Raw genomic sequence first — 13,202 nt, forward strand, 5'->3', positions numbered from 1 at the left:
GGTCCCGCAAAGGCGGTGCATACGGGATAGTCGGGAAGGGCACGGCGCATGGGCGACACCACGGGTCTTCGCATCGGTTTCATCGGCCTTGGCGTCATGGGCTTTCCCATGGCCGGCCATCTTGCCGCCGCCGGCCACGACGTCACCGTCTACAACCGCACCCCCGCCAAGGCCGAGGCGTGGCTGGCGCAGCACAAGGGCAAGGCCGCACTCACCCCCGCCGCCGCCGCCGAGGGCGCGGACATCGTCATCACCATCGTCGGCGCGGACCATGACCTGCGCGAGGTGACGCTGGGCGAGGCAGGCGCCTTCGCCGCGATGAAGCCCGGCGCGCTGTTCATCGACCACACCACCGTTTCCGCCGAGATCGCCCGCGAGCTTGCCACCGAGGCCGCCGCCCGCGGCCTGCTCGCCCTCGACGCGCCGGTCTCCGGCGGCCAGGCCGGCGCCGAGCGCGGCGCGCTGACGATCATGGTCGGCGGCGACGCCGATGCCTTCGCGAAGGGTGAGCCGGCGATGGCCGCCTATGCCCAGCGCATCCGCCACCTCGGGCCGGCCGGCAATGGCCAGCTCACCAAGATGGTCAACCAGATCTGCATCGCCGGCGTGCTCCTCGGACTGTCGGAAGCGGTGCATTTCGCCGGGCAGGCCGGTCTCGATGTCGACGCCGTGCTCGACGTCATCTCCAAGGGTGCCGCGCAGAGCTGGCAGATGGAGAATCGCGGCTCGACCATGGCCCGCAAGGAGTTCGACTTCGGCTTCGCGGTGGACTGGATGCGCAAGGATCTGGGCCTTGTGCTGGCCGAGGCCCATCGCCAGGGCCTGTCGCTGCCCGGCACGGCGCTGGTCGATCAATTCTACGCCGAGGTCCAGCGCATGGGCGGCGGCCGTCAGGACACCTCGTCGCTGATCCGCCGCCTCGATCGGTGATCCGGCATTTCTGAAACGTTTTAATTCAGAACCGACCTATCGCCGGTCCCCTGTTCGCGTGTATGGAATACGCGCTGAATCAGGGGGTGAGCGGCGGTTTGAACGAGATTCCTGCCTTCGTCATTCGTGCCCGGCCGCAGGGCTATGCCTGCAGCATGGAGACGATCGAGCACATCCTGCGCGCTGCCGTCAGCGTGCTCGAAAATGAAGGCTGGGACAGTTTCACGCTCCGCCGCATCGCCGCCGAATGCGGGCTGACGGTGGGCAATCTCAGCTATCATTTCGCGACCAAGGAGATGCTCGTCGTCGAGATGATCGACGCGCTGCTCAACGGCTATCGCGACATGTTCGACGATCTCGTCCACCGGCTGGACATGCCGCCGGAGGAGCGGCTGGTGGCGCTCCTCCACCTCAATCTCGACGACATCCGCTCGCGCCGCGCCACCCGCCTGTTCCCCGAGCTATGGGCGCTCGCCAACCGCAACCCGGTGATCGAGGAGCGCGTGCTCGGCTTCTATCGCCACGCCCATACCCGCATGGGCGAGACGATCCGCGCCATCAACCCCGCGCTCGACGCGGAGGAGAGCCGGGCGGTGGCGATGTACATCTCCGCCTCGATCGAGGGCACCGCCCTCTTCGCTGGCGAGAACAAGCCGTGGGAGCGGCAGATGCACTGGGTCAAGGCGATGGCGGTGGAGGCGATGGTTCACCTCGCCAGCACCATCACCCGCGAGAAGCTCCGCGCGCTCGAGCCGCCGCAGGACTAGCCCGGGGCCGAAACATGGTCTTTGCTGGTCATGCCGAACGTGTTTCAGCATCCCTACGTCCACGAACCCGAAACTTCGCGGCGGAGCGGCCCCTGAACCCTGTTCAGGGTGACGACGCGGATGACCGGAGCGATAATCTCCTCGACCAACGCAGCTGACAGGATCACCCTTTGCCACCCCGCCTTGTCGAGCCCGCCACCGGCGCCGCCTATCCCATCGACCTGCCCCGCTGGCGCGGCGATGCCGGCGGCCCGCTGATGATCACGCCGCTGCCCGGGATCGGCCGCGACGACATCGATGCCGCCGCGCCGGGCCTGTGGCGCTATCGCGCCGCGCTGCCGCTTGCGGTGGCCGTCCCGATCACGCTCGGCGAGGGGCGCACCCCGCTCGTCGCCCACCGCCGTGGCGGCCGCGATGTCCTCCTTAAACTCGACTGGTTCGGTCCTACCGGCAGCTTCAAGGACAAGGGCGCGGCGATCATGCTGTCGGTGCTGCGCGAGCAAGGCGTCGCCGCGCTCGTCGCCGACAGTTCCGGCAATGCCGGCGCCGCGATCGCCGCATACGGGGCGGCGGGCGGGCTCGACGTCCGCATCCTCGCCCCCGAGGCCGCCTCGCCGGCCAAACTCGCCCAGATCCGGCTTTACGGTGCCGATGTGCGGACGGTCGCCGGCCCGCGCCAGCATTGTGAAGCTGAGGCGATCCGCCAGTCGACCGATCGCTTCTACGCGAGCCACAATTGGCAGCCCTTCTTCCTCCAGGGCACCAAGCTCACCGCCTACGAGCTATGGGAGGATCTCGGCTTCCGCGCGCCGGACGCGGTGATCATCCCGTGCGGCGCCGGCAGCAACGTGCTCGGCTGCGACATCGGTTTCGGCGAGTTGCGTGCCGCCGGCCAGATCGACCGGCTGCCCCGCCTCTACGCCGCTCAGCCGGCCAATTGCGCGCCGCTCGCCGCCGCCATCGCCGGCACGCCGGCGCCGCCCTTCGCCACCACCATCGCGGAGGGCGCCTCGATCCGCCAGCCGGTGCGCCCGACGGAGATCGTCGCGGCGGTCCGCCGCTCGGGAGGCGCCGGGGTGATGATCGCCGATGCGGCGATCGGCGCCGCGATGCTCGACCTTGCCCGCACCGGGCTGTTCGTGGAGCCGACCGCGGCGCTGGCAGTCGCGGCGCTGGATGAGTTGCTCGCGACGGGCGCCATCGCGCCGGGCGAGACGGTGGTCGCGCTGCTTACCGGCACCGGCCTCAAGGCGATGCCGACGGCGATGGCGCTGCTGGAATAGCGTGCCGAACTGCCCCGTGGTGGTGGCGCGCGAGACCTCCGCGCGCCGGAATGCGACCTACCGGGAGCCACCCGATCGCCTCGCTTCACCCGCCCCCCGACCGATACCGCCAGGGGGCGTCCTCGTCACGCGTGAGAGGTGGCGAAATCCGGTTTATTCCCCCGCCTTCATCCGCTCGCGTTCGCCTTCGGCTTCCTCGTCATAGCCCGAGGAGGGCGCCGGCTCGTTGCGGTTGGGCTGGGTGATGGATGGCGGGTCCGATGTCGGAAACGTCTCGTCCAGCGCCACGTCCAGCTTGCCGTCCTCGCTCGACGGGTCGCGGCGCAGCTTGGCGATGTCGCTGGCATCGTGGCCGGTGCGGATCTTCGGCGGCGCTGGCCGGGCGTCGTCGCTGCCTTGCTCGGCCGACCCTTCGCCCTCCGGCGGCGGCGCCACGCTCAGCCTGTCGAGCGCGCTGTCGGCCACCGGTCCGTCCTCGTGAATGTCCATTGTACTGATCCTCTTCCGCCTCGCAAAAAAACGATCGGTGAGCGGCCGCGTTCCTTTCGACGAAACCGCCATTCCGAGCGACGAACCTCCGGGCCTGCCCGGCGCATCCATGCTAGGCAGCGCAATGGCTCCTCCCCTGCCAGCGGCAGCCGTGCCGGCCCGGCCGATCGACCTGCGCACGGCAACCATCTCGATCATCGGCTTCTGGCTGTTCTATTTCGCCATCGTCACGCTGCGCGCGGCGGTGATGGGTTTCGAGGGCCAGTTCGACATGGTCGGGCGCCGCCTCGTCGTCGCGCTGGTCGGCACGGTGCTCACCTTCGGCCTCTATGCGGCGCTACGCCCGTTCGCCGGCCAGTCCCTGCCGCGCAAGGTGGCGGCGGCCGCGCTGCTCACCGTCCCGTTCGCCACCCTGTTCGCGACGTTCAACTGGGCGGCCTTCTACGCGCTCGACCCGATGAAGCCGGCCGCGGCCACGCGGCAGAAGGACGGCGCCGCCTCCAATGGCCAGTCCCGCTGGGGCGAGGAAGCGGAGATGATGATGCAGCCGCACGTCGTCATCGCCGATGGCGCGGTGACCTGGTATTTCTTCTTTGCCGCCTGGGCCGCGCTGCACATCGCGCTCGGCTATGCCCAGGATGTCCGCCTTGCCGAGCGGCGGGCCGCGGCGTTCCGCGCGGCCGCGCGCGACGCCGAGCTGCGCGCGCTGCGCTATCAGGTGAACCCGCACTTCCTGTTCAACACTCTGAACTCGCTGTCGACCCTGGTGATGCGCAATCGCCCGGAAGAGGCCGAGCGCATGATCCTCAACCTCTCCACCTTCTTCCGCACCTCGCTGACCGCCGACGCCGCCGACGATCTCGCCCTTGACGAGGAAATCCGCCTCCAGCGTCTCTATCTCGATATCGAAGCGGTGCGTTTCCCCGACCGCCTGCGCATCGCCATCGACGTGCCCCCGGCCCTGGCCGACGCCTGCATCCCCGGCCTGCTGCTCCAGCCGGTGGTCGAAAACGCCATCAAGCATGGCGTCAGCCGCGCGACGCGGCCAGTCACGCTGTCGATCCGCGCCACCTCGGTGCTGCCCGGCAGGCTCACCATCACCGTCAGCGACGACGGCCCCGCCACCGGCAATGCCGACACCATCGCGGCGCCTTTCGATCACGCCGTCGAAAGCACCGGCACCGGGCTCAGGAACGTGCGCGCCCGCCTCGCCGCCCGCTTCGGTGACGATGCCGGCATCCACTGGGGGCCGTTGCCGGTGGAAGGCTTTGCGGTGACCATCGAACTGCCGCTGGTGCACCATGGCTGCTGAGCGCCTGCGCACCCTCGTCGTCGATGACGAGCCGCTGGCGATCGAGCGCATGCAGATCCTCTGCGCGCGCCTGCCCGCGATCGATCTTGTCGGCACGGCGAGCGACGGCGATTCGGCGCTGCGCCTCGCTCGCTCACTGGCGCCCGATCTGCTGTTGCTCGACATCGCGATGCCGGGGCTGGATGGGCTCGACGTCGCCCGCGCCCTTGAAGGGGCGGCGCGGCCGCCGGCGGTGATCTTTGTCACCGCCTTCGATCAGTTCGCGGTGTCCGCCTTCGATGTCGCAGCGGTCGATTACCTGCTGAAGCCGGTGGCGGCCGATCGCCTGGCGCGCGCGGTCGATCGCGTCACCGCGAGGCTGGCCGATCCGCCGGAACGGGCGGCCTCCGATTACGCTCAGGAATTCTGGGTGCCGTGGCGCGCCGAGATGGTGCGCATCGCCGCCGCCGATATCGACCGGATCGAGGCGGAGCGCGATTATATGCGCCTGCACGTCGGCGCGCGCTCCTTCCTCCTTCATGAGACCATCAGCGAGCTGGAACGCCGGCTCGATCCGGCGCGCTTCATCCGCGTCCATCGCTCGGCGATCGTCCGCCGGGATCTCGTCGCCAGGCTGCTCCACGACGGCCTCGGCACATGGTCGATGGCGCTCGCCGATGGCACCATGCTGCGCATCGGCCGCACCTACCTGCCCAACGTCAAGCAGCTGGCAGGGCGCTAGAAAAAGACCCTCTCCCCCTTGGGAGAGGGTCTGAAGGTGGTTTCCTCACCGGCTGCGACGTGCGCCGGTGAAAGCGACCGCCGCCACCTGCTGCCGCCGTTCCGCGGCGATAACCGCCAGCTCCATCGGCGCCTGCGCCCCGGCGATGGCCGCGATCCGGCACTTCCTGTCCATCGCCCGAACGGCGATGCCCGCGCCGGACCAGCCGCAGCTGCGGTCCGCCGCGCGCCTGATGCGCCGATCGAGCGCGGCGCGGCCGGCGTCGGTGGCGAGGTTGAGATCATGATAGCTGACCGCGACCGGACTGCTCTGGCGCGGGGCGGCATCGGCCTGGCCGACGAAGGCGGTGACTGTCGTCGAGATGGCGAGGATAAGGGTCGTGACACGCATCGGCTTGCTCCTTCCCTGAAATATGGGCGGTTGCGGCGGCAGGCCCGAACGGCTGGCCGCCCGCAATTCCCGCATAGGCCGGGAGCAGCCGCCGCGCCTGCGCGCGTCGACCGGGCAGCGGCTGGCGTCGCCCGACGGCATGGCGCGCCGACGAACCATCCACCCGTAGCGACGAACGCCTTCAGCCGCGCGTCACCGTCACCGTCTGCTGGTTGAGCTGCGCCTGTCCGAAGATGGTCATGAAGCTGATGTCGGTGGCGTCCCGCCCGACGCAGATGCGCCCCAGCCCGTCCGCCTGCGACTGGCCGGTGGCGTCGACCAGCCGCCAGCCATCGGCCAGCCACACCTCCACCACCGCATGGAAATCCGGCGGATCGACGCCCAGCCCATAGGCCGACACCGCCCGCGCCGGCAGGCCGCCCGCCCGCGCGAAGGCGGTCAGCAGATGGGCGAAATCGCGGCACACGCCCTGCCGGCTGATGAAGGTGTCGGCGGCGGTGGTCGTGCCGTCGCTGGTGCCGGGGCGGTAATCGACATGCTCGCCGATCCACGCCGCCATCGCCAGCACCAGATCGCCGCCCTCCAGCCCGGGGAATTCCCGGGCGACGAAAGCCGCAAAGCGGTCCGCCTCGCAATAGCGGCTCGGCCACAGATAGGGCACGACCAGCGCCGGCAGCGCCCGCCGCGACGCCGCGGGCAGGCCGGCGATCGGGTCGGTCGCCCGCTCCACCTCGACCGTGGCGGTATAGGTCGCCAGGAAACGCCCTTCCGCTTCGAGCCAGGTGCGCCGGCCGATGCTCTCCTCGCCCGGTACCGGCAGCAGCGGCCCGTTGGCGCCGTCTACCACCAGCAGATCCTCGACGATGCGCTGGTCCGCCATCGGCGCCACCTCCAGCGCCAGCAGCACGTCTGCGGCCTCGGCGAAATAATAGTCCAGCTCGGCACGAATGTTCAGCCGCATGGCCTGCCCTCCTTCCAGCATCCTGTGTCGGAACGCGCGAACCCGCTTCGTGACGCTATCGGCCGTACCGTGCCGCTCAGCCCTGTTCCAGCCGCACCAGCGTGGCACACAGCGCGTCGGCGCCGCGCCGGTCGGCGCCGAACGGAATGACGCTGGTATAGGTCATGCCGTTGCGCTCCAGCTGATAGCGGATTTCGAGGAAGGCGGTTTCCTGCATATGCGTGACGGAGCGGGATTTGCCGCCGAAGGTATAGCCGCCGAACAGCCCGCCGCGCGATGCCCCGCCCAGCGTGAAGCGGCCGCCATGTTTGGTGTTGGTGATCTGCACCGCCTCGCGCTCGACGCTGATATGGGCAAGCTGCGAGGGGCGGAGCCAAAGCTCCTCATAATTGGTCGAGCGATCGACGATCACGAGATCGCCCGCCTGCGTCACCGCCAGCGCGCCGGGCGCGCCTTCCCACCAGCAGCGCCATTGCGACACGGAAGCCGGGATCGCGCGCACGCCCTCGGCCAGCTGGTTCGCCACCGCCTTGTACCGCGTCGTACGGATCGGCGAGAGGATGAAGCGCGTCACGCCCTTGGCGACGAAGCCGGCGATGATCAGCATGATCACGCCGATCGTGATCGCGCTGCTGACGCGCAGATGCGCCAGCTCCGACAGCACCGGCAAACCGACCAGCACGAGCACGACCAGGCCGGGCACGACCTGCATCATCTTCTCGGTCTTCTGGACGCAGTCCAGCGCCTCGGGATAGGCCTTGGGTGACGCGGGCACGGCCGCGACGGGATCGCTCATCGGTGGTGTTCTCCGTCCCCCCGGCGGTGAGCACCATCCGATATGAACGGAATGGCGGCATCTTGCCAAGTCCGTTCCGATCGCCTGCCCCCTCATGGCACAGGGGCTTTTCGCGGGGGCACGCGCACCCCATCTCCCCTTCTCGATTCCCGCTTGCCCATACCGAACAAATAGGAAACAAAGCCGGTCATGCTGACCCACATCTCCGTCCGCGGCGCGCGCGAGCATAATCTCAAGGGCGTCGACCTCGATCTGCCGAGGGACAAGCTGATCGTCATCACGGGCCTGTCCGGCTCCGGCAAATCCAGCCTCGCCTTCGACACCATCTATGCCGAGGGTCAGCGCCGTTACGTCGAGTCGCTGTCGGCCTATGCGCGCCAGTTCCTGGAGCTGATGCAGAAGCCCGACGTCGATCATATCGAGGGCCTGTCGCCGGCCATTTCGATCGAGCAGAAGACGACGTCGCGCAATCCCCGCTCCACCGTCGCCACGGTGACGGAGATTTACGATTATATGCGCCTGCTCTGGGCGCGCGTCGGCATCCCCTATTCGCCGGTCACCGGCGAGCCAATCTCGGCGCAGACCGTCAGCCAGATGGTCGACCGGGTGATGCAGCTTCCCGAGGGCACCCGCTTCCTGCTGCTCGCGCCCGTCGTGCGCGGCCGCAAGGGCGAGTATCGCAAGGAGCTGGCCGAGTGGCAGAAGCAGGGCTTCAGCCGCGTCCGCATCGACGGCGAGGTATACGAGATCGAGGCCGCTCCCGCCCTCGACAAAAAGTATAAGCACGACATCGAGGTGGTGGTCGATCGCCTCGTCGTGCGCGAGGGCCAGGAAACAAGGCTCGCCCAGTCCTTCGAGACGGCGCTGAAGCTGGCCGAGGGCCTCGCCTATGTCGATCTCGTCGACGCCACCGTCCCCGGCCGCGAGGCCCAGGCCAAGGGCGCCAGCAAGAAGGGTGCCGCCAAGGGCTCGGCCGCGGCCGGCGTCGGCTCGGTGCCGGGCAACCGCATCACCTTCTCCGAGAAGTTCGCCTGCCCCGTCTCCGGCTTCACCATTCCCGAGATCGAGCCGCGCCTCTTCTCGTTCAACGCGCCGCAGGGCGCCTGCCCGGCGTGCGACGGCCTCGGCGAGAAGCTTTATTTCGACCCCGAGCTGGTCGTCCCCAACGAGCATCTCTCGCTCAAGAAGGGCGCCGTCGTCCCCTGGGCCAAGTCGAACCCGCCATCGCCTTATTACATGCAGGTGCTGGCCAGCCTCGCCCGCCATTACGACTTCTCGCTCGACACGCCGTGGAGCGATCTCGCCCCCGAGCATCAGAACGCCATCCTCCACGGCACCAAGGGCGCGGCGATCACGCTGCGCTTCATCGACGGCCGCAAATCCTACGAGGTGAAGAAGGCGTTCGAGGGCGTCATCGGCAATCTCGAACGCCGCATGCTCCAGACCGAGAGTGCCTGGATGAAGGACGAGCTGTCCAAATACCAGTCCTCCGCGCCCTGCGAGGTGTGCGACGGGGCGCGCCTCAAGCCCGAAGCGCTGGCGGTGAAGATCGCGGGCGAAGACATCTCGATGAGCACGCGCCGCGCCGTCGGCCCGGCGCTGGCCTTCTTCCGCTCGCTCCCCGAAAAGCTTACCGACCAGCAGCGCCAGATCGCCGAGCGCATCCTCAAGGAAATCGTCGAGCGCTTGGGCTTCCTCGACAATGTCGGGCTCGATTATCTCAACCTCGATCGCACCTCCGGCACCCTGTCCGGCGGCGAGAGCCAGCGCATCCGCCTCGCCAGCCAGATCGGCTCAGGGCTGTCGGGCGTGCTCTACGTCCTCGACGAGCCATCGATCGGCCTCCACCAGCGCGACAATGACCGCCTGCTCGAGACGCTGCGCCGCCTGCGCGACCTCGGCAACACGGTGATCGTCGTCGAGCATGACGAGGACGCCATCCGCACCGCCGACCATATCGTCGACATGGGGCCGGGCGCGGGCGTGCATGGCGGCGCCGTCGTCGCCGAGGGCAGCCTTGCCGACATCCTCGCCAACCCCGCCAGCCTCACCGGCGACTATCTCTCCGGCCGCCGCGCCGTCGAGGTGCCGGCCAAGCGCCGCAAGGGCACTGGCAAGAAGCTGACCGTGCGCGGCGCCACCGCCAACAACCTCAAGGACGTCACCGCCTCGATCCCGCTTGGCACCTTCACCTGCGTCACCGGCGTGTCGGGCTCGGGCAAGTCGACCTTCACCATCGACACGCTGTTCGCATCCGCCGCGCGCCAGCTCAACGGCGCGCGCGTCATCGCCGGCCGGCATGAGAAGGTCGAGGGGCTCCAGCATCTCGACAAGGTGATCGACATCGATCAGTCGCCGATCGGCCGCACGCCGCGCTCCAACCCGGCCACCTATACCGGGGCTTTCACCCAGATCCGCGACTGGTTCGCCGGTCTGCCGGAGGCGCAGGCGCGCGGCTACAAGCCCGGCCGGTTCAGCTTCAACGTCAAGGGCGGCCGCTGCGAGGCGTGCCAGGGCGACGGCGTGCTCAAGATCGAGATGCACTTCCTGCCCGACGTCTACGTCACCTGCGACGTCTGCCACGGCAAACGCTACAATCGCGAGACCTTGGAAGTCACCTTCAAGGGCAAGTCGATCGCCGACGTGCTCGACATGACGGTGGAAGACGCCGCCGAATTCTTCAAGGCGGTGCCCGGCATCCGCGACAAGATGCTGATGCTGGTCGAGGTGGGCCTCGGCTACGTCAAGGTCGGCCAGCAGGCGACGACGCTGTCAGGCGGCGAGGCCCAGCGCGTCAAGCTCGCCAAGGAGCTGTCGCGCCGCGCCACCGGCAACACGCTCTATATCCTGGACGAGCCGACCACCGGCCTTCATTTCGAGGATGTCCGGAAATTGCTGGAGGTGCTCCACGCGCTGGTCGAGCAGGGCAATTCGGTGGTGGTGATCGAGCACAACCTTGAGGTCATCAAGACCGCCGACTGGATCATCGACCTCGGACCGGAAGGCGGCGACAAGGGCGGCGAGATCGTCGCCGCCGGCACGCCGGAACAGGTGGTCAAGGAGAAGCGGAGCTATACGGGGCGGTATCTGAAGCCGCTGCTGGGGGTGAAGAGCGCGGTGAGGGTGGCGGCGGAGTAAGACCTGGCGGGAGCCAATCCGCCGACGATCGAAGGCTCCGCGTCCCGACCATTCAGCCGATCCCCCGGAACACCGGCGACTCTCCGACAAGGAGACATCGCGGACGGTGTCGGGAAACAATCAACGCGCCGATATTGCGATAAAGGATGGGGGCCAGCGCGATCTCCGGTTGCGCGTCACGCCTTCGTACAGGCGGCCACATTCCGTCGCACCGGTGTCGCCGGCCCATGCTAGGCTGGCCCTTCCACACCAGAAGGAGGCTCATCGTCATGACCACGCGCACCGCTACCGCCCGCTACGAAGGCATGGGCAAGGACGGCAAGGGCCATATCTCCAGCCAGTCGGGCGTGCTGTCCGATACGGTCTACGGCTTCGGCACGCGCTTCGGCGACGAGCCCGGCACCAATCCGGAAGAGCTGATCGCGGCAGCCCATGCCGGCTGCTTCACCATGGCGCTGTCCTTTGCGCTCGCCAAGGAAGGCTTCACCGAGGGCACGCTGGAGACCAGGGCGAAGGTGACGCTGGAGCAGGACGGCGCCGGCTTCACCATCACCCGCTCGGACCTGGAACTGAACGCCTCCGTGCCCGGCATCGACGCCGATCGCTTCGCCGAGATCGCCGCCGAGGCCAAGGCCGGCTGTCCGGTGTCGAAGCTCCTCAAGGCGGAGATCAGCCTGACCCACCACCTGTCGTGACGCAAAGCAACTCATACTGAACCCGGGCGGCGCCGGCTCGCGCCAAGGAAGAACGACCGGCGCCCGTCACCCAGTCCGACCATGGCAGGGCCGGGCGAAGGAAAGGTAAACAAGGCGGGCTGAAATCAATGTGCGTGGCGATATTTTTGCGACGCAGCACCGGCTTGCCGGGGACTCGTCGATGCGCGACCCTCTGAAGAGCGAGGGCGGGGCGCGGCAACTGCGGACGCGCTGTTTGCGGTGATAGCGCCTCGCAGCGCAAAGGCGGCAGTAGCGGCGGCAGAGGCGAAAGCGGCTGAGGCGCGGCGCAGTAACGGCGCATCGGTGAGCCCCACCATCTCCAACGTAAATGGGGGCCGGTCCCGAAGGATCGGCCCCCACTGCGCCGAGCGAGGCTCAGCGCTGCTCCCGGACGGGAGCGTGCATCGCCTGCTCAGGCGTCGCTGCATCGCGCATGGCCTCGCGGCCTCGTGCTGGTCAGCGGCCCTTCCTGGGGCGCCGGTGCTGGTCCGGCTTGCGCCATTCCGGCTACCCGGCGCCTCTTCCGGCGCCCAGTTCGCCGCGATGATCGGTGCTTGCGCTCCAACATCGCCGAGAACCGGCTTCTGATCAGGATTTCATCCCTGTTTCCAGAGGCTTATCCGTCTCATCCACATCCAGATGGTCACGCCGGAGGCCGAGTCGCGCCAAGCGGAAAATGAGGTGTCGCGCCTGTGGATAACGGGGATATCGGGGATACTCGCGATGCGGGATCAGTCGCCGACCTGCTCCTGCAGCGCCTGCGCCGTCCGGCGCGGCACGGCAAAGGCAACGCGCTGGCCGTCCATGGTGCCGCTGACGCGGGCCCCGGTGACGGTGAAGGCGAACGGCGTGCGGCTGAACGCCTCTTCGCCCGAAAGCGTCACCGTGCCGTCGGCGTTGCGGGTTGCGGTGTAGTGAAACACATGGGTACCGTCGCGCACAGTGTGCACGGGAGCCGCGAGGGCGGTGCCGGCGGAAACCAGGGCGATGGCGGCGATCAGGAAGCGCATGGCAATCTCCATTCAAGGATGATGAGGCATGCTTTTCAGGTCTGTTCTGTTCTGGGATCGAGTATTTGTTTTGCGTTGCAGCATCGCAATCGCAAAAAATGTCGCGGCGGTTGCAGGCTGCGCAACCGTGCGGCGTTGACCGGGCCTTTTCCGGCGGTATCGTCCGGCCATGCTTCAAGCGGCACCCGATCCGGCCAACATCGCCCACACCATCCAGCTGGCGGTGGCGCCCTTGTTCATGCTCGCCGGGATCGGCAGCTTCCTCAATGTGCTGGCCGGCCGGCTGGTCCGCTCGGTCGATCGGGCGCGGGCGATCGAGGAGGTATTCTCCAACCTCGCCGGCGAGGAACGCGGGCGCGCGGTGTGGGAATTGAAGGTCATCGACCGGCGGATGAAGATGGCCAACTGGTCGGTCATCTGCTGCACGGCGTCGGGGGCGATGCTCGGCCTGACGGTCGCCGCGCTGTTCGTGGCCCAGGTCGCCGGGGCAGGCTTCGGCACGGTGCTGGCGCTGTGTTTCGTGCTGTCGATGCTGCTGTTCGTAGCCGGGCTGATCCTGTTCCTGTTCGAAGTGCGGCTCGCCATCCACATGACGGAGATCCGCACCGAGCAGCTGGAGCGCCAGGGCGCGGCGAATCGCTGGCTGCTCGGCCGCCGCCAATGAAAAAGGCCGCCGGGGCTTTCACCCC

13 protein-coding genes are annotated in these 13,202 nt (G+C 68.3%); 8 read left to right on the plus strand and 5 right to left on the minus strand.

The features are described 5' to 3' along the window. Nucleotides 1-48 precede the first annotated feature (48 nt). The 3 genes from KOF26_RS07685 (at nt 49) to KOF26_RS07695 (ending at nt 2,980) form a co-directional block, all read left to right on the plus strand. The gene (locus tag KOF26_RS07685) at nt 49-930 is read left to right on the plus strand and encodes an NAD(P)-dependent oxidoreductase (RefSeq protein ID WP_216322705.1); all 882 of its coding nucleotides are present in this window, start codon (nt 49-51) and stop codon (nt 928-930) included. Between the two features lie 62 nt (nt 931-992). Beyond that, nucleotides 993-1,697 carry a TetR/AcrR family transcriptional regulator gene (locus KOF26_RS07690; protein ID WP_216322708.1) on the plus strand — a complete coding sequence of 235 codons (705 nt, stop codon included), beginning with the start codon at nt 993-995 and terminating at the stop codon, nt 1,695-1,697. A gap of 170 nt (nt 1,698-1,867) precedes the next feature. Further along, a complete protein-coding gene (locus KOF26_RS07695) occupies nt 1,868-2,980 on the plus strand; it encodes a threonine synthase (protein ID WP_216322711.1) in 1,113 nt (370 codons plus the stop codon). A gap of 153 nt (nt 2,981-3,133) precedes the next feature. Here the strand turns inward: KOF26_RS07695 and KOF26_RS17080 are convergent, their stop codons facing one another. Then, nucleotides 3,134-3,469, minus strand: coding sequence for a hypothetical protein (locus KOF26_RS17080; protein WP_253201226.1), 336 nt, complete (start codon nt 3,467-3,469; stop codon nt 3,134-3,136). Between the two features lie 124 nt (nt 3,470-3,593). Between KOF26_RS17080 and KOF26_RS07705 the strand changes: the two genes are divergently transcribed. Further along, entirely contained in the window at nt 3,594-4,781 is a 1,188-nt protein-coding gene (locus tag KOF26_RS07705) for a sensor histidine kinase (RefSeq protein ID WP_216322714.1), read from the plus strand. Then, the gene (locus KOF26_RS07710; RefSeq protein WP_216322717.1) at nt 4,771-5,502 is read left to right on the plus strand and encodes a LytR/AlgR family response regulator transcription factor; all 732 of its coding nucleotides are present in this window, start codon (nt 4,771-4,773) and stop codon (nt 5,500-5,502) included. The genes KOF26_RS07705 and KOF26_RS07710 overlap by 11 nt, the downstream gene beginning before the upstream one ends. Before the next feature lie 45 nt (nt 5,503-5,547). On the opposite strand, the gene KOF26_RS07715 is transcribed toward KOF26_RS07710, so the two are convergent. From KOF26_RS07715 to KOF26_RS07725, 3 genes are all read right to left on the minus strand, one after another. Beyond that, nucleotides 5,548-5,892, minus strand: coding sequence for a UrcA family protein (locus KOF26_RS07715; protein WP_216322720.1), 345 nt, complete (start codon nt 5,890-5,892; stop codon nt 5,548-5,550). A 181-nt stretch (nt 5,893-6,073) separates the two neighbouring features. Continuing rightward, nucleotides 6,074-6,853 carry a transglutaminase-like domain-containing protein gene (locus KOF26_RS07720; protein ID WP_216322723.1) on the minus strand — a complete coding sequence of 260 codons (780 nt, stop codon included), beginning with the start codon at nt 6,851-6,853 and terminating at the stop codon, nt 6,074-6,076. 76 nt (nt 6,854-6,929) lie between these two features. Continuing rightward, a complete protein-coding gene (locus KOF26_RS07725) occupies nt 6,930-7,649 on the minus strand; it encodes a hypothetical protein (protein ID WP_216322726.1) in 720 nt (239 codons plus the stop codon). Nucleotides 7,650-7,838: 189 nt separating this feature from the next. Between KOF26_RS07725 and uvrA the strand changes: the two genes are divergently transcribed. Both uvrA and KOF26_RS07735 read left to right on the plus strand, forming a co-directional pair. After that, the gene (uvrA, locus tag KOF26_RS07730) at nt 7,839-10,787 is read left to right on the plus strand and encodes an excinuclease ABC subunit UvrA (protein WP_216322729.1); all 2,949 of its coding nucleotides are present in this window, start codon (nt 7,839-7,841) and stop codon (nt 10,785-10,787) included. 269 nt (nt 10,788-11,056) lie between these two features. Beyond that, nucleotides 11,057-11,482 (plus strand): OsmC family protein, encoded by a 426-nt coding sequence (locus KOF26_RS07735; protein WP_216322732.1) that lies wholly within the window; start codon nt 11,057-11,059, stop codon nt 11,480-11,482. Between the two features lie 752 nt (nt 11,483-12,234). Here KOF26_RS07735 and KOF26_RS07740 read toward each other — a convergent pair. Continuing rightward, on the minus strand, nt 12,235-12,513 hold the full coding sequence (locus tag KOF26_RS07740) for a hypothetical protein (RefSeq protein WP_216322735.1): 279 nt from the start codon (nt 12,511-12,513) through the stop codon (nt 12,235-12,237). A 169-nt stretch (nt 12,514-12,682) separates the two neighbouring features. On the opposite strand from KOF26_RS07740, the gene KOF26_RS07745 reads away from it, so the two are divergent. Further along, nucleotides 12,683-13,177 (plus strand): DUF2721 domain-containing protein, encoded by a 495-nt coding sequence (locus KOF26_RS07745; RefSeq protein WP_216322739.1) that lies wholly within the window; start codon nt 12,683-12,685, stop codon nt 13,175-13,177. Nucleotides 13,178-13,202: the final 25 nt, after the last annotated feature.

This window comes from Sphingomonas quercus, assembly GCF_018863195.1.
GTDB lineage: Bacteria > Pseudomonadota > Alphaproteobacteria > Sphingomonadales > Sphingomonadaceae > Solisphingomonas > Solisphingomonas quercus.